Below are 16774 nucleotides of genomic sequence, written 5' to 3' on the forward strand. Positions count from 1 at the left end.
GACATAAAGTAAATGTTTTTTATTATGAGAATATACACTTCGACTAAAAAAATTCTTTATTGATATAATATTTTTAGTTATGCTAGGAAAAAACCGTGAATTGTAAATGAATTTAATCCGAATATATTTTAGAAATGATTCATAGAATATAGATAATCAAAAAATAAAAAAAGCACTGATTAATCAGTGCTTTTTGGTGGCGGCGGAGGGAGTCGAACCCCCGACCCTTCGGGTATGAACCGAATGCTCTGGCCAGCTGAGCTACGCAGCCACGTTATAAAGTTGGTTGCGGGAAGAGGACTCGAACCTCTGACCTTCGGGTTATGAGCCCGACGAGCTACCAACTGCTCCATCCCGCGATATTAAAGTGGTGCCGGAGACCGGGGTCGAACCGGTACGGTCGATGAGGACCGCAGGATTTTAAGTCCTGTGCGTCTGCCTGTTCCGCCACTCCGGCGAGTTACTTTAGCGACTTATCACCTTTCAGTGTTTCTCGCTTTCGTTAATGTCTCTCGCTGACATGATTAATTATATAACGTCTTTAAAAAATAGTCAACACTTTTTCAAAACTTTTTTTAATTTTTTTTCAAAAGGGCTTGTAGCAAGGGTTTAGATGACTTTTTACAAATAAAAAAAGGCATATAATATGCCTTATGTTACCTTTTTGAATATCCGCCTTTTCTTTTTGAATCTTGTCCTCTTTTAAGATCTTGCATCTTCTCTTCGCTTTCCTTAGTAAACTTAGACATCATATCTTCAAATGAAAGTGATGAAGTCTTTCTTTTTTCTTTATCCCAGTCGATTTCAACAGGCTTTTGACTAACTTTATCAGCTGGTACCTGTCTAATTGATAAACTCATTCTTCCATTGTCATCTACACCGATAACCTTCACCTTAACTTTATCTTGCTCCTTAAGGTGCTTCTTTATATCTTTTATATAAGCATTAGAGATTTCTGAGATATGAACAAGACCTGTTTTTCCACCTACTTCAACGAATGCTCCGAAGTTTGTAATGTTCACCACTGTGCCTTCTAAAATGCTTCCAACCTGTAGGGTCATACTAAAAAACTTCCTCCCTTAACTGTTATAATTGATTTTAATTATATCCGAATTTAAACACCTAGTCAATTTATATTAGGGTTTTATTTAGCCTTATTTTGATCTATAAAAAGAATCTCTCCTTCTTTGATCATACCAAGCTTTTCCCTAGCTAAAATTTCACTATAGTCTTCTGATTTGGATTTTGCAAGTCTCTCCTTTAGTTGCTGATTTTGTACTTTGAGATTTTGTTTTTGTTTCTCATATGATTCATAATCATTGCTTAATCTATTAATAATACTTTGCTGTTTTGTAAGTAATACTCCAAAGAAAATAATTACAACTAGCCAAAATAACTTAAATCCCTTTTTCTTTCTTTTCTTCACTTTAATCCCCTTCTTCATAAATTGTATTCAAGCCCTTTTATGTAGTTTCCTTATTTCTTAATCTTTTCCTGTCTATTCTTATTCAGGAATCTTCTCTCTTTTTTATTCTTCTTAAGGGCGCTTTTTTCCTTCTTTTGCATATCTTTTTCAGTAGTATCAATATGGGCCTTATTTTCTATCCTTCTTTTATGTATGTCGCCACTTGCCACCTTAATGTTAACCCATAAAAAACTAAAAGCATGACCAAGTAATTTAAATGGTATCAATAATACATTTTTTATTATACTAAATACATTAGATATAATAAGTAAAATTCTTATTAAGATAATCTTAAATATTTTTGATATAAACTTAAAATAAAATAAAAGTCCCACTATTATTCCTACAAAAGTATAGTATCTCAGTTCCCCATTATTTGTAGCCATTAAAAATACAAACACTACTATTGATTGAAGTATCCAAAATAGTATGTCTGAAAATGCAGCCATTATCTTATTTGGCGGACTTATTCCTCGAATAATTCTGTATATATCAAACATTACTCCTACTAATACTCCTGCTATAATTGTGGAAAAAAAGTATCCTAACTGAGTTTCTATGCTTAATATCATAAAAAACCTCCAGGGTTATTTAAACATCTTTTTTAAGATGCTCTCTTTTTTCGTTTTATCCTTTGATACATATGCTAAAGAATTTATAAAACCATCTATGCACATATCCCCATTTTCCACATTTAGCACACTAACCTTCATATTACTCCCTTTTATTAAAAGCCCACCCATACAGGTTTCAAGTGTTACACTTTCTTCACTAAAGCTTATAACTTCAACAACTCCTGTAAGTTCAAGCTTTTTTCTAGCATCTAACTTTATGCTATGCTTATCGAATCTATTTATATTTTTTTCACCTTCCATACTATCCCTCCTATTCTCTAAATAATATGAAATTAAATAATAAATTATTACTTTTTAGATATATTAACAGTAAACCACAAAATTCCCACATTCTTTCCACAGACTTATCCACAATCTGTGTATAAATTAACTATAGATAGTAAAATGCCCTAGAATTTAACATATACTAAATTCTAGGGCATTATTTCTAACTATTCTATTTCACTACCACTTATTATTCTATAAAGGTCTCTCGCTCCATCCTTTGTCACATGATCCTTAAGGTCTATAACCTCTGCTTTTATACTTCCCCTTGCGTATCCAATTTCAATAATATCAGATATCTTAAGAGAAGTACCAGCCTTCGCTGCCTTACCATTAACAAGAACTCTTCCAGTATCACAAACTTCCTTAGCTACTGTTCTTCTTTTTATAATTCTAGATACCTTTAAAAACTTATCAAGCCTCATGATTCATCATCCTTTCTATAAATTATATAAAAAGTATAAAAAAATCAGGCCAATGACCTGATTTTATAATTAGTTGTTTACTTTTTCCTTAAGCTCTTTTCCTGCCTTAAAAGCTGGAACCTTTGAAGCTGGAATAGTTATCTCTTCCTTAGTCTTAGGGTTTCTTCCCTTTCTTTCTGCTCTTTCCTTAACTTCAAAAGTACCGAATCCAACTAGTTGAACCTTGTCACCTGAAGTTAGAGCTTCCTCTATACTTTCGATAAAAGATTTAAGAGCCTTCTCTGCATCCTTCTTTGTTAGACCACTTTTGTTAGCCATTGATGTTACTAGATCTGCTTTATTCACTATTTTTCCCTCCTTAGTCAATTACCAAGTACACTATCGTAAATTATTCTCCAAAAATAGATATATTCCTTCTTGACACAATAAAAAACTTTTAAATTCCTTCTTTAATGCCCTTGGCTTCATTCCAAAGTCTATCCATTTCACCTAGTGTTGCCTCATTAAGAGTTTTACCACTTTCTAAGACCTTGTTTTCAATATACTCAAATCTTTTTATAAACTTTTCTATGGTGTTTGTCAAGCAAATTTCAGGATTTATGCTTAAAAAACGCGAAAAATTAACAACTGAAAATAGTAAATCCCCAATTTCTTCTTCCAATTCTTTATTATTACCATTTTTATGGGCTTTTAATACTTCTTCAAATTCCTCTTGAATCTTTGATATTGTATCCTCTATATGTGGGAATTCAAAGCCAACTTTTTTAACTTTTTCTTGTAGTTTTAGTGCCCTCATTAAAGATGGGAAACTTAAAGGTATATCCTTTAAAACTTGTGTATAAGTTTCTTGGCTTTTCTCTTTCATTTTTATCTTATCCCAATTAGATAATACTTCACCTGAAGTTTCGCATTTGTCCTCTCCAAATATATGGGTATGTCTGTCAATCATTTTTTTAGTTATACCATGGACAACATCTCTTATATTAAATCCGTCGTATTCTCTCGCTATCTCACTGTGAAAAACAACTTGAAGTAATACATCTCCAAGCTCCTCGGATAAATTATCTATATCATCCTTTCTTATAGCATCTAGAACCTCATAACACTCCTCTACAAGGTATCTCTCAAGACTTTTGTGAGTTTGCTCCCTATCCCATGGACAACCCTCTTCACTTCTAAGGGTTTTCATAACAGAAACTAAATCATTAAAGTTATATTTTCTATTTTTGGTACAAGGTGGTATATATAAGCTCGTTAGATAATCTACCCAATCTGCTCTATCAATTTCATATAGGAACATTTTTTCTATTTTTTCAAGTCCCTCAACTCCAGCAGCCCTAATTAGGTATACTTCTTGTTCATCATCATAGTAATCCATAAGCTTAATTTTAATATCACATGCTATAAATGGACTATAAACCTGAGTTACTATATTTGATACATTTATATCTGGTTCTTGGGTATCTAGTTGAAGACCATCTATAATCTTAAGCCCTGTAATCGGGTCTATTTTAATAGCTGAAACCACAGCATCAATAAAGCTTAATGCTGTAACTATTTCATATTCTTTCCCATTTTCTTCACAGATTTTTATAATATGTTGAACTGACTTTTCTGCAACTAATGGATGACCTGGAACAGCATAAACTACGTTATCCTCACTTGCTACCTTAGTCGCTATTTCTAAATACAAGGCGTCAAAGTCCTCTGCTGAATCATACATATCATCAAATGTTTCAAATTCAATCCCTGAATTTCTTATGTACTCTACATTAGGATGCTTAAATGTTCTAATATAAACCTTTTTTGCACTTTTCATAATATCTAGAGTTTTTAGTGTTAAATCCCCAGAAGAACCTGGTCCGAGTCCTACTATTTTTATCATAAGCTAAATCTCCCTTTTTAACCTTTAATCATACTCTTAAGTTCTTTAACCGTAAGGGTTTTTGTTAATAATAGTGCTATAGCATAAACTCCTCCACCAAACACTATTGAAATAAGAGTCGCTAAAGAATTCTTACCTATTATTCCAAATATATAGGAATATGATGCCATAACCGAAACTGCCATTATAAGGCTACAAATAAGTGGCATTACAAAGCTTTCTGTTAGACGTGTATATACTCTAGTATATTTTATTACAAGAATAAAATCTATTAAAGATATTACTATATAAGAAATCAATGTAGAAATTGCTGCAGCCTTTATATTAAGGTCTGGATTCGGTATTAACATTATTCCTATAACCACTTTTATTATACATCCTATAATTATAGCAAAAAGTGGTGCAAATGTTTTTCCTATTCCATTAAGAATACTTGTAGATACCTGTGCTGCAATAATAAATATACAAGCAATAGATAATATTTGCATTAAATCATATCCATCACTATTATTCATAAATACAAGTGATAGTATAGGCTTTGCAAGTGTAAAAAGACCAAGTGCACATGGAAGTGCAAAAATAAATGCCATCTTATATGCTATGTTTATATTTTTAGATAAACCAGCTTTAATCCCCCTTGCAAATGACTCTGATATTGCAGGAACTGTGCTTTGTGCAAGGGCAATTGAAAGTGTTAATGGCACATTAATTAAAACCTGTGCCTTTCCTGTTAACTGTCCATATAGAGAAGTGGCAATCTCTCTTGAATACCCAGAATCCTTAAGAAGACTAGGTACCATAAATGAATCTATTAATGCCATAATAGAACCTATAGTCTGTGCCATTGATATAGGAATTGCTATTTTTAATATCTCTATAAGAACTTTTGTGTATCCTGGAAGCTTTTCATTTGATGAAGCCTTCTTTTTAATTTTAGAGTACTTGTACATCATAAATGTAAGTGCTACAAATGACCCTACACTAGCTCCAAATGATGCTCCTCCAGCTGCAAGTGGGATACCGTACTTAAATAATATGTAACAAAGAGAAACCCCTACAACAACCCTTGTAAGCTGTTCTAGAATTTGTGATATACCTGGGTATGCCATATACTGTATACCTTGAAAATAGCCTCTGTAGGCAGACAATATACATGTTAAAAAGGGTGCAAAGCTTATCCCTATAAGAGAATAATATGCCTCTGGTGGCCAATCAAAAATTACAATTAACTGTTTTCCAAAAACAAGCATTACACAAGTTGATATAAATCCAAATAATGCAAGAAATCTAAAAGCTACCTTGAATATAAGATTAGCTTCTCCTATCTTTGATAATGCCATCCTTTCAGATATCATTTTAGATACAGCAATTGGTATTCCAGCCGCCATAGCAAGAAGAAATGAGTACAATGGATAGGTTAACTGATAAAGTCCTATTCCTTCCTCCCCAATCATATTGATTATAGGTATTCGAAAGAATAGTCCTAAAAACTTAGATATAAATCCTGCCGCTGCAAGTATAATGGTACCTTTTATTAAACTACTTCTCATAGAAAATCCCCCTAGTTTCATCTAATAAAGAATATTAAAACTAGAGGGTTTATATGCTAAAAATTTATTCCATTTGACGCCCTATGAAAATAGCAGCTGCTTCAGCTAACTTCTTTTCAACGTCTGTAGGTACATTTCCTTCTTCCTTGGAGATTATAGCAATAGCTCCTATTGCATCTCCTTCAGAAATAATAGGAGATATAACTTCGAATGAATACTCTGATCCATCATCTTCTTCTACAGTTAGTGGATAAGGCTTAGATGTTTCCTTAGATAGAAGTATAGTCTTTCTTTCTGTTAGAATCTTCTCAACATCTTCACTTATTCTTCTATCAATATATTCCTTCTTAGAAAGCCCTGCAACTGAGATAATAACATCTCTGTCGCAAATTAAAACTCCATAACCAGATGACTGATTTAGAGCCTCTGCGTAGTCCTTAGCAAACTCCGTAAGCTCACCTATAGGAGAATATTTCTTAAGAATAACTCCACCATCTCTATCTGTAAATATTTCTAAAGGATCTCCTTCTCTAATTCTTAGAGTTCTTCTAATTTCTTTTGGTATAACAACTCTTCCTAAGTCGTCAATTCTTCTTACTATTCCAGTTGCCTTCAAAATAATCCCTCCTAAAAGCTTAAAAATTACATATGTATAACTTCTATACTATTAATTTCCCTAATTTTTTAAAAAATATACCCAAAAATAGTTAATACAAGTTAAAATTTTAAAAAATATTATCTTTTTGTTAATAAACAATTAATTGAGTGTAGTTAATAAGTAATGGTTAATAAGGCAAAAGTATAAAAAATAACTTCTACAAATGTCCTGAATCTTTCATAAGGGTAAAACTACAAACCTTACAATCTGAAGAACCTGATGCACCTGAAGTTTTATACTTACAATGAACACATCCTGAGGGCATATTTCTATAATTACTTCTCATAATTGCCCTTGCATCGTTAATATTTTCATATGAACGTCCTCTTACCACGACTCTCTCCTCCTAACACTTTTAGTTAGTATTTATATATTTTGGGAAGATTATTCATAAATTATTAAAATATAAATTATTTACTGATGTAGGCATGTAGCTAAGCACCACACATTCATATAAAAAAGGCACAAGTTAAATATAACTCATGCCTTTTAAAAAATTCTATAACGTTGCAACAAGTATTGATTTAATACTATGCATTCTATTTTCAGCTTCATCGAAAACTATAGAGTATTTACTTCTAAATACTTCATCAGTAACTTCTCTTACATCAAGTCCATGGTTTTCCTTAGCATCCTTTGCAAACTTTGTTTCAAAGTCGTGATATGCAGGTAAACAATGCATAAACTTTACATCTTCATTTTCTGTCTTTTTAATCATGTTCATGTCAACTCTGTATCCTTCAAGAAGTTTAACTCTTTCTTCTAGTTGGTCTTCTTCTCCCATTGATACCCATACATCTGTATATATAACATCTGCACCTTTAACATCATCAATGTTATCTGTTATTGTTATACTTCCGCCGCTTTCAGCACATAATTCATTTAGTGAGTTTACTATATTCATATCTGGCCAAAGTTCCTTTGGTCCAAGAGCTACAAAGTCAACACCCATTTTAACTGAACCATACATAAGTGCATAGCTCATATTATTTCTAATATCACCTACAAAAACAAGCTTAACCTTATTTAACTTCTTATCAATGTGCTCCTCGATTGTCATAAAGTCAGCTAGAATTTGTGTTGGGTGATCTATATCCGTAAGTCCATTATATACAGGTACTCCTGAAAACTTCGCTAAAGCCTCAACAGTTTCCTGTGAATATCCTCTATATTCTATTCCATCATAAAGTCTTCCAAGAACCTTTGCACTATCTTCAATTGATTCCTTCTTACCAACTTGAGAGCTATTAGGATCTAAAAAGGTTACATGTGCTCCCTCATCAATAGCTGCAACTTCAAATGAACATCTTGTTCTCGTTGAAGTCTTTTCAAATAATAATACTATATTCTTACCCCTTAGGTTTTCTCCACGAACTCCTGATCTTTTCTTAGCCTTTAAATCATGAGCTAAATCAAGCATATATCTTATTTCTTCCTTAGTAAAATCCATTAAAGTTAAAAAACTTCTTCCCTTTAAATTAACTGGCATAAACCCTCATTCCCTTCTAAATCCAATTCTATTTATATTAAAATGTCCTTATATTCAAGCAAATATTCATATACTATGTATATTTATTTATTATATGCGTATATTTATAATTTTGCAACCTTATTTTTATTGAAATAGCTAATACATTTTGTTATAATGTGGAAAATGAAAAGTGAGGATATTTATGAAAGTAAATAAATTATTAAGAAATATTTTCTTAGTTTTGCAATTAGTTAATTTTTCACTATTTTTACTTGGATTAATTACTGGGAAAGTAACTATAGCTACACTATTTCTTATTAACGGACTATATCTTTTTGCACTTTCTATAGATCTATTTAAATCAAATAAGATTTCTGAAGGATTACTTAATATTGCTTGTGGTATTTTTTCTATTATATTTTCCTTCATGAAAATATTTTATTTCGACTGATTCTAAAAATTACCACACTCACTTCTTACAATCTATTCCATTCATATATACACAATTATAATAAACTAAAAACTCTCCTTCTTCCAGTATACTTTCTTTATCTAGTAATAGCCTCTTTGCCAGTAGTAGAGCATTTAGCTAAAACAATAGAATCAAAAACTAGAGATTCTTATCTGCTAAAATTGGGCTCCCCTTAGAGATAAGTCGTGAAGCGCAGCGATTTTTCCAGACTTAGCTGTTAGGGTAGTCCAATTTACGTAGATTAGAATCTCTGTTTGAAGATTTCGTCGTTTTAGTTAAATTCTCTACTACTGCAACACACCAAACCCACATAAAAAAGGTCACCTACAATTATGTAAGTAACCTTTTATCTTAATAACTATTTAATTATAAATTTTCTGGGTATGTTTTAACCTTAGCTGGTTTTTCCCAAGAAGCTGTTTCTGTTTGAACAACTGTCATTTGCTTAGTTTGAAGAAGTGTTTGTTCAATCTCTTCCTTTACTTTATCAAATGGTTTCTTAGGGTATTCTTCTTTCTTATGAAGCTTTATAATATAATATCCGTATTGACCCTTAACAGGTGCACTTATTTGTTCTGGCTTTAATTTTAATGCAGCCTCAAGGAATGCTGGGTCTAGATTTGAATATTCAAGTCCTTCTTTATATTCTCCACCCTTATCCTTTGATCCTGGATCAGTTGAATATTTTTTCGCAAGATCTGCCATGTTTCCACCGGCATCTAGCTGCTTTTTAATCTTATCTGCATCTTCTTTCTTCTCTACTAGTATATGGGCAAAGTAAATTTTATTAGGCTTTTCTGTGTATTTATATGGGTTCTTGTCGTACTCATCCTTAGCTTCTTTATCAGTTACCTTGGCTGTTTTTGCAATTGCTTCTTGAAGCTTTTGTTGTGTTAATTGAATCTTAAGACTATCTTTTACAAATGATTCATATTCTTTATATGTAAGTCCTGTTTCTTCAAGTACCTTAGCTTCAAATTTTTCCTTTGAACCATACTGCTTGATACCATTATCAACCATAGCCTTAAGTTCTTTGTTTATTTCATCGCTTTTTACTTCTATTTTCTTTTTCTTAGCATTATAGAAGTAAATCTTTTCTTGAGTTAGATCCTTTAGATATTGATCTTTTTGAGTCTTTATAAAATTTGCTTTATCTGCTGGAAGTCTATTTTGGTCAGCTGTATCTACTTTCTTACCTTCTTTTTTAAGCTTTGCATCTGAATCTGCTTGCTTCTTATATTGGTGCTCAATATTCTTTAATATAGGAGCGAATCTTTTATCAAACTCACCCTTTGTTATATCTTCTCCATAAACAGTTGCAACTGCACTTTTATTTTTACCCTGCTCTGTTTTAGTTAATTGTGCACATCCTGTAAAAGCAAACATAGCTGCTACTACAAGGCCCACTGCTACCTTAAGTTTTTTCATTTAATACCCTCTCTTTCTTTTTTTCCATAACCAGTTTAAAAACTTTATTATGAAGTTTTTGAAGCCTCATATATATCATAAAGCTTTTGAAGAACTTCTCTAATACTAATTATAATGCCTTTTTCTGAAACCTCCCTAAATTTAAGTGCTAGTATCGGTTTCTTTATATCCGGATAAGAGGCTATTACTTCTATTTCACTAGTTAACTTTCTTATAGCCTCAGGCATAATATACTCTCCCTGTGTGAAGTTGATGTGTACTTCTTTGCCTACTTTTTTAATTAAACTAACTCCAATTGACTTTGCTATAACCTTTAAATAAGCTATGTCTATTAAGTTTTCAGCTGACTTTGGAATATCTCCAAATCTATCTATAAGCTCATCTTGAACTTCCATCTTATCCTCTTCACTTGATATAGATGCTATCTTTTTATAAATTTCAATTTTAAGTACTTCATTATCAATATAGCTATCTGGTATATAAGCATTTACAGGAATCTCAACTGATGTTTCTACAAATTCACGGCTTTCTTCTCCCTTAAGATTAGTTACCTCATCCCTTAGCATCTTACAATATAGATCATAACCAACTGAAGCCATATGTCCATGCTGTTGTGTTCCAAGTAAGTTTCCTGCTCCTCTTATTTCAAGATCTCTCATTGCTATTTTAAACCCTGAGCCAAATTCTGTAAACTCCTTAATTGCCTTTAATCTCTTCTCTGAATCTTCAGTTAGAACTTTGTCCTTTCTATATGTTAGATATGCATAGGCAAGTTTACTACTTCTTCCAACTCTCCCACGTAATTGATATAACTGGGATAGACCCATTCTATCTGCATCATATACAATAAGAGTGTTTGCATTTTGTATATCCATACCTGTTTCTATTATAGTTGTACATAAAAGTATATCTGAATTACCTGCCATAAAGGAAAGTATAACATCTTCAAGCTCTTTTTCAGACATCTTTCCATGAGCCATGCTTATTTCAGCATCTGGAAGTATTCCCTTTAGATAGCTATACATCTCTTGCATTGTTTCTACTCTATTATAAACAAAATACACCTGTCCACCTCTAGATATTTCCCTACTTATAGCATCCGCTATTATATGGTCATTATATTCAAGTACATAGGTTTGAACAGGATATCTCTCCTCAGGGGGAGTTTCTATAACACTCATATCCCTGGCACCAATAAATGACATATGAAGGGTTCTAGGAATTGGAGTTGCTGTTAATGTCAGTACATCTACATTTTTCTTAAGTGCCTTAATCTTTTCCTTATGACTTACACCAAATCTTTGCTCCTCATCTATTATAAGTAGTCCAAGGTCCTTATACTTTATATCCTTTTGAAGTAATCTATGTGTACCTATAACTATATCAACATTTCCCTCATTAATATTTTTCTTAGTTTCTTTTTGTTGAGTAGTAGTTCTAAATCTACTTATCATGTCTATATTAACAGGGAAATCCTTAAATCTTTCCTTAAAGTTATTATAATGCTGTTCTGCAAGGATTGTTGTTGGCACTAAAAAAGCCACCTGCTTTTGATCCATAACCGCTTTAAATGCAGCTCTCATAGCAACTTCTGTTTTACCGTATCCAACGTCACCACACAGAAGCCTATCCATAGGCAGGTCTGATTCCATATCCTTTTTAATTTCTTCTATCGCAGTTAATTGATCAGGAGTTTCATCATATGGAAAATCCTCTTCAAACTCCCCTTGCCATGCTGTATCCTCAGAGAAAGCATATCCTTTAACTGTACTTCTCTCTGCATATAGCTTTAGAAGCTCATCTGCCATTTCCTTTAATGATTCTCTAACCTTACCCTTTGTTTTTGCCCACTCAGATCCACCAAGCTTATTCATCTTAGGTATCTTTTCTTCTGAACCTATATATTTTTGGACCATATCAAGCTGGTCAACAGGAACATAAAGGGTGTCTCCCCCCTTATAGCTAAGAACAAGAAAATCTCTTTTAATCCCTTCAACTTTAAGTTCGTTTATTCCTTCAAACTTACCTATTCCATGATTAATATGTACAACAAAGTCTCCTACTTTAAGATCTGTAAAACTTTGTATCTTACCTTCTTTTTTCGTGAACTTTCTCTTTGGTTTTGTGTCCTTATAAACTTCTTTATCTGAAATAATCAGAAACTTCCCTGATGGAAAATCCATCCCTTTTCTAAGGGACCCTGATGTTATAGTCACAACACCTTCATCAATAGAATTTACAAATTCACTATAAACCGCTTTTATTTCTTCTGAAACCAGAGCATCCCTAAGTCTTTTCCCTCTACTTTCGCTACCTGAAAAAATTATTATCCTATAACTTCTCTTAAGTTTCTCCCTAATTTCAGATAGTATGTACTCAATACCACCTACTGAATTTAATGAAATTCCATTAAATTGAACACTATTTACTACTTCAAATTCTTCAATTGTTCTTGGGAGCATATTAAATGGTACAAATTTGCTTTGTTTAATACTATCTAAAATTTCTTCCTTTGAGTAAATATACTCTCCTTGAAGTGGAAGAACCTCCCCTTTTTCAAGGAGTGATTTGAAACTTTCACTAAATTCATAATATACACTATCTATTTTTTGAATTATCTTAGTTACTTCATCTAAAATAATAACTTTATTATCAAAGTAATCTAAAAAGCTTTCTGTAGTATCATAAAAATAAGGAATATAGCTATCCATTCCCTCAAAACTTCTAAGGTTACTAAGTCTTTCTAGATTAGATTTTATTCTACTTTTTATATTATTTACGTTTTCCTTACCCTTTAGAGACTTAGTTCTTTTTTCAAGATCATTTAAAACAATATTATTAGCTCTATCTATGTCCTCACTAGTAAGTATTATTTCCTTTGCTGGGTGAATTGTTATAGCATCTATAGGTTCTATACTTCTTTGAGTTATAGAGTCAAAACTTCTAATGGTATCTACTTCATCACCAAAAAACTCCACTCTAACAGGGAAAGAAGAGTTCACAGGATAAAGATCTATAATCCCACCTCGTTTTGCAAACTGCCCCTTTCCTTCTACAGACTCTACCCTTTCATATCCTAAATTTAAAAGACTCGCCATAATAGATAATATATCTATTTCCCGAGACTTTTCTATAGTAAAGGAATACTTTGTGTGTAGTTCACTTGGAGGCATTTTATAAAATATAGTTTCAACAGAGGCTACAACTACTATATTTTCTTTTTCAAGTACTCGTCTTATAACCTCTAGTCTTTCACACTTTATGTCAAAGGATGATACATCTATATTAAACACCATTTCCTTTGAAGGCATATAGTAACAATTATCTATTAAGGCTCTTAAATCGTTGTATATCTTTTTTGCTTCCATGTCATTATGGGTTAGCAGTAACACTTGTCCTCCTGTATCCTTAAAAATACCACATGTTATAAGTGCCCTTTGAGACTCTGAAAGTCCATGTACCATACATGGCTCTCCACTAGCTATGCTTTTCTTTAAGGTATTATACTCATTCATTCCTTCTAATATAGTAGGAACTATGTTTAGTCTCAAAAATGCCACCTCCTTTAATGTTCTATTCTGAGTCTTGACACGCATTAAAGGTATTATACTTATTCATGGCGTTTTGTATTCCATCTTGAATAATCGACATAACCCCTTCTCCTGCTGCTTCAACTGATTTATCAATTAATTTTCTTTCTTCATTTGTAAATTTTCCAAGTACATAATCAACAATACTTCTAGGAGCCTTACCAATTCCTACCCTAATTCTTTTAAACTCCTTACTTTGAAGATGTGCTATGATATTTTTCATACCATTATGTCCACCATCACTTCCTGATGGTCTAAGTCTTATTTTTCCGGTTTCAATTGCCATATCGTCATACACAACAATAATATTCTCAGCTTCTATCTTATAAAATGAAGCTGCCTCAATTAGTGATTCACCACTTAGGTTCATATATGTTAATGGTTTCAAAAATATTATTTTTTCTCCAGCATATATATATTCTCCAAAATTTCCTCCAAACCTTTCCCTAGAGGTATCAAAGCCTAGTTTATTTGATAAATAATCTATAACCTCAAACCCAACATTATGTCTAGTATTTTCATATTCCTTTCCTGGGTTACCTAGTCCTACAACAAGATACATTTTTTCTTCCTCCATATGTAAAATTATAATTAATAGTATAATCAAATTCCTACAAAATAAAAAGCTTATGTCATGTAAATTATTCTTTTATCTAAAAACACCTACCAATCTAGAATATATTTACATTTTATCCTTTTAAAAAACCTATAAGTATAGTAGAATTATAATTAATTTTTCAATAATATGCTGAAGGGTGAACAAACTAACTTATATATAATTTATTAATCTATTTTAGGAGGATGTTATATTGAATACATTTGCATATATTACGTCACCTTACTTTTACATATTTAATGTCATTGTACTTTCTGTTCTCATATTACTTGAAAGAAAACGCCCAGAAAAAACTATAGCATGGATTATGATTTTTGTTATTTTCCCACCTCTTGGGATAATACTTTATATATTCCTAGGCCGTAACTGGAAAAAGTATAAACTTAAAGAGGAAATGTCACCTCATATTAAAGACTTAATTACTAGAGTTATCGGAAGAGTTGATAGAGACGAATACTATTCTTTAATAACTTTACTTGCCAGAAATAGTGAGTCTCCTTTATTTGTTGATAATGACATTACACTTTTTAGAGATGGAACAGAAAAATTTGAAACCTTAAAAAAAGAGCTTTTAAAGGCTAAACACCATATACACCTAGAATATTATATTGTAAAACATGATAATATAGGTAATGAGATTAAAAATATTCTTATTAAAAAGGCTAGTGAAGGTGTAAAGATACGCTTTATAATTGATAAAGTAGGCTCTGGAAGCCTTTCTAGACGATATAAAAATGATTTAAAAAAAGCTGGAATTGAAGTAGTTGAATACTCTTACTTCCTTGCACCACTTCTTAGGTTTATTAATACACAAATCAACTATAGAAATCATAGAAAAATTGTTGTAATAGATGGAACAGTTGGATTCCTAGGTGGAAATAATGTAGGTGATGAGTACTTAGGAAAAGGAGAGCTTGGTTATTGGAGAGATAGTCATATTATGATTCAAGGAGATTTTGTTCTTGGACTTCAAGGGGTTTTTCTTGATGATTATTTTACTATTAAAAAGGCAAATGAAGAGGAGCTCCTCTACGAAAGTGAATTTGAAAAATACTTTCCAAAACCTAAAAAGGCTAAAAATCAAATCATTCAACTTGTAAAAAGTGGTCCGAATTCTGAATTTCCAAGTATAATGCATGCAATGCTTAAAATGATTAATATGGCTGAGGAGCACATTAATATTATTACACCATACTTTGTTCCTCCAGAGCCTATTATTGAAGCCTTAAAGGTTGCTGCACTTTCAGGCATAGACGTTAAAATATTATTTCCTGGACAGTATGATCATTTTATTGTTTATTTTGCTTCAAGGTCATATCTTGCTGAACTTATAAAATGCGGAGTTAAGGTTTATCTATACAATCCAAAGGCATTTGTTCATGCTAAGGTTATATCAGTCGATGGAAAAATTAGTACCCTTGGAACAGCAAACATAGATATGAGAAGCTTTGACTTAAATTATGAAATAAATGCTGTTATATATGATGATGACTTAACTGAAGAGATAGATAATATGTTTATCGAAGACCTTAAGTATAGTAAAGAATTAACCTTAGAGGAATACGAAAAAACACCTATTGTTATTAAATTTCTCGAGGCATTTACAAGACTTTTCTCTTCACTACTATAGTTAAGTACCCTTATATTAAAATTTTGAGGTGAATTATGGAATCTAGTTTATTTAGCGGAGTATTTGAATATCTAGTAAATCTAATTTCAAGCGTAGGATACCTTGGAGTCTTTGCTGCTACTTCACTTGAATACGCTTGCTTTCCACTTCCTAGTGAAATAATACTTCCCTTTATAGGATATTTAGCAAGTATAAAAAGTATAGGACTGATTGGAGGAATAATAGTTTCTTCAATAGCAGGTATAGTAGGCTCTTTAGTATGCTACTTTATAGGCTACTTTGGTGGAAAGCCTGTACTTGACTTTATAGGAGATAAATTCAAAAGCTCGAAAAAGCCTATTAGGTCCGCAAGAAATTGGTTTGATAGATATGATAAGATGTCTGTACTTTTAGCAAGACTTCTTCCACTTGCAAGAACCTATATATCAATACCAGCAGGTATATCTAAAATGAATCTATTTATATTTATTTTTTATTCTTCTATAGGTATAATCATATGGAATACTGCATTGATTTCCCTTGGATATTATCTAAGATCAAATTGGAAAATGGTTGAGTATTTTATTGAGGAATATACAATAGCTGCTGGAATTATTGTGCTTCTCGGAGCTTTTAGTGTTATTTATCTTAAAATAAAAAGAAAAAAAACATCAAAATCAAAAATGACTAAGAAGCTATAAAACTT

The 16774-nt window shown here is 31.9% G+C and carries 16 protein-coding genes and 3 tRNA genes; 2 read left to right on the top strand and 17 right to left on the bottom strand.

The features are described from left to right. Positions 1-194: 194 nt before the first annotated feature. From CLCY_RS05615 to pth, 17 genes are all read right to left on the bottom strand, one after another. Positions 195-271: transfer RNA gene (locus CLCY_RS05615), tRNA-Met, on the bottom strand. Positions 272-283: 12 nt separating this feature from the next. Beyond that, positions 284-359 (bottom strand) — tRNA-Met (locus CLCY_RS05620). Between the two features lie 9 nt (positions 360-368). After that, positions 369-457, bottom strand: a tRNA-Leu gene (locus CLCY_RS05625). 199 nt (positions 458-656) lie between these two features. Next, a complete protein-coding gene (locus tag CLCY_RS05630; protein ID WP_048570147.1) occupies positions 657-1061 on the bottom strand; it encodes a S1 domain-containing RNA-binding protein in 405 nt (134 codons plus the stop codon). 83 nt (positions 1062-1144) lie between these two features. Then, a complete protein-coding gene (locus CLCY_RS05635; RefSeq protein WP_048570148.1) occupies positions 1145-1426 on the bottom strand; it encodes an FtsB family cell division protein in 282 nt (93 codons plus the stop codon). A 50-nt stretch (positions 1427-1476) separates the two neighbouring features. Next, entirely contained in the window at positions 1477-2037 is a 561-nt protein-coding gene (gene yabQ / locus CLCY_RS05640) for a spore cortex biosynthesis protein YabQ (protein ID WP_048570149.1), read from the bottom strand. Between the two features lie 15 nt (positions 2038-2052). Further along, positions 2053-2340, bottom strand: a complete 288-nt coding sequence (yabP, locus tag CLCY_RS05645; protein ID WP_048570150.1) for a sporulation protein YabP — start codon at positions 2338-2340, stop codon at positions 2053-2055. Positions 2341-2531: 191 nt separating this feature from the next. Next, positions 2532-2789 carry an RNA-binding S4 domain-containing protein gene (locus CLCY_RS05650; RefSeq protein WP_048570151.1) on the bottom strand — a complete coding sequence of 86 codons (258 nt, stop codon included), beginning with the start codon at positions 2787-2789 and terminating at the stop codon, positions 2532-2534. Positions 2790-2858: 69 nt separating this feature from the next. Beyond that, complete coding sequence (locus CLCY_RS05655; protein WP_048570152.1) at positions 2859-3134, bottom strand: HU family DNA-binding protein; 276 nt, start codon at positions 3132-3134, stop codon at positions 2859-2861. A 91-nt stretch (positions 3135-3225) separates the two neighbouring features. After that, positions 3226-4674 (bottom strand): bifunctional methyltransferase/pyrophosphohydrolase YabN, encoded by a 1449-nt coding sequence (yabN, locus tag CLCY_RS05660; RefSeq protein ID WP_048570153.1) that lies wholly within the window; start codon positions 4672-4674, stop codon positions 3226-3228. A gap of 17 nt (positions 4675-4691) precedes the next feature. Further along, complete coding sequence (locus CLCY_RS05665) at positions 4692-6224, bottom strand: putative polysaccharide biosynthesis protein (protein ID WP_048570154.1); 1533 nt, start codon at positions 6222-6224, stop codon at positions 4692-4694. Between the two features lie 64 nt (positions 6225-6288). Next, complete coding sequence (gene spoVT / locus CLCY_RS05670) at positions 6289-6840, bottom strand: stage V sporulation protein T (protein ID WP_048570155.1); 552 nt, start codon at positions 6838-6840, stop codon at positions 6289-6291. A 199-nt stretch (positions 6841-7039) separates the two neighbouring features. Beyond that, complete coding sequence (locus tag CLCY_RS13750; RefSeq protein ID WP_161797109.1) at positions 7040-7216, bottom strand: hypothetical protein; 177 nt, start codon at positions 7214-7216, stop codon at positions 7040-7042. A 165-nt stretch (positions 7217-7381) separates the two neighbouring features. Continuing rightward, positions 7382-8371: an ornithine carbamoyltransferase gene (argF, locus tag CLCY_RS05675; protein WP_048570156.1), complete on the bottom strand. Its 990-nt coding sequence runs from the start codon at positions 8369-8371 to the stop codon at positions 7382-7384. Between the two features lie 820 nt (positions 8372-9191). Continuing rightward, entirely contained in the window at positions 9192-10253 is a 1062-nt protein-coding gene (locus CLCY_RS05685; protein ID WP_048570158.1) for a peptidyl-prolyl cis-trans isomerase, read from the bottom strand. Between the two features lie 47 nt (positions 10254-10300). Next, a complete protein-coding gene (gene mfd / locus CLCY_RS05690) occupies positions 10301-13804 on the bottom strand; it encodes a transcription-repair coupling factor (protein WP_048570159.1) in 3504 nt (1167 codons plus the stop codon). Positions 13805-13826: 22 nt separating this feature from the next. Next, positions 13827-14405, bottom strand: a complete 579-nt coding sequence (gene pth / locus CLCY_RS05695) for an aminoacyl-tRNA hydrolase (RefSeq protein ID WP_048570160.1) — start codon at positions 14403-14405, stop codon at positions 13827-13829. A gap of 247 nt (positions 14406-14652) precedes the next feature. Between pth and cls the strand changes: the two genes are divergently transcribed. Further along, positions 14653-16089: a cardiolipin synthase gene (gene cls / locus CLCY_RS05700; RefSeq protein ID WP_048570161.1), complete on the top strand. Its 1437-nt coding sequence runs from the start codon at positions 14653-14655 to the stop codon at positions 16087-16089. A 35-nt stretch (positions 16090-16124) separates the two neighbouring features. Further along, positions 16125-16769, top strand: coding sequence for a DedA family protein (locus CLCY_RS05705; RefSeq protein ID WP_048570162.1), 645 nt, complete (start codon positions 16125-16127; stop codon positions 16767-16769). The last annotated feature ends 5 nt before the right edge of the window (positions 16770-16774 follow it).

The organism is Clostridium cylindrosporum DSM 605 (assembly GCF_001047375.1).
GTDB classification, from domain to species: Bacteria; Bacillota; Clostridia; order Clostridiales; family Caloramatoraceae; genus Clostridium_AB; species Clostridium_AB cylindrosporum.

Excerpts from the sequence above, each read along its gene's own strand:
- yabQ (WP_048570149.1), bottom strand. The coding sequence starts at position 2,037 with ATGATATTAAGCATAGAAACTCAGTTAGGATACTTTTTTTCCACAATT.
- yabP (WP_048570150.1), bottom strand. The coding sequence starts at position 2,340 with ATGGAAGGTGAAAAAAATATAAATAGATTCGATAAGCATAGCATAAAG.
- pth (WP_048570160.1), bottom strand. The coding sequence starts at position 14,405 with ATGTATCTTGTTGTAGGACTAGGTAACCCAGGAAAGGAATATGAAAAT.
- yabN (WP_048570153.1), bottom strand. The coding sequence starts at position 4,674 with ATGATAAAAATAGTAGGACTCGGACCAGGTTCTTCTGGGGATTTAACA.
- CLCY_RS05630 (WP_048570147.1), bottom strand. The coding sequence starts at position 1,061 with ATGACCCTACAGGTTGGAAGCATTTTAGAAGGCACAGTGGTGAACATT.
- CLCY_RS05705 (WP_048570162.1), top strand. The coding sequence starts at position 16,125 with ATGGAATCTAGTTTATTTAGCGGAGTATTTGAATATCTAGTAAATCTA.
- CLCY_RS05665 (WP_048570154.1), bottom strand. The coding sequence starts at position 6,224 with ATGAGAAGTAGTTTAATAAAAGGTACCATTATACTTGCAGCGGCAGGA.
- CLCY_RS05685 (WP_048570158.1), bottom strand. The coding sequence starts at position 10,253 with ATGAAAAAACTTAAGGTAGCAGTGGGCCTTGTAGTAGCAGCTATGTTT.
- CLCY_RS05650 (WP_048570151.1), bottom strand. The coding sequence starts at position 2,789 with ATGAGGCTTGATAAGTTTTTAAAGGTATCTAGAATTATAAAAAGAAGA.
- argF (WP_048570156.1), bottom strand. The coding sequence starts at position 8,371 with ATGCCAGTTAATTTAAAGGGAAGAAGTTTTTTAACTTTAATGGATTTT.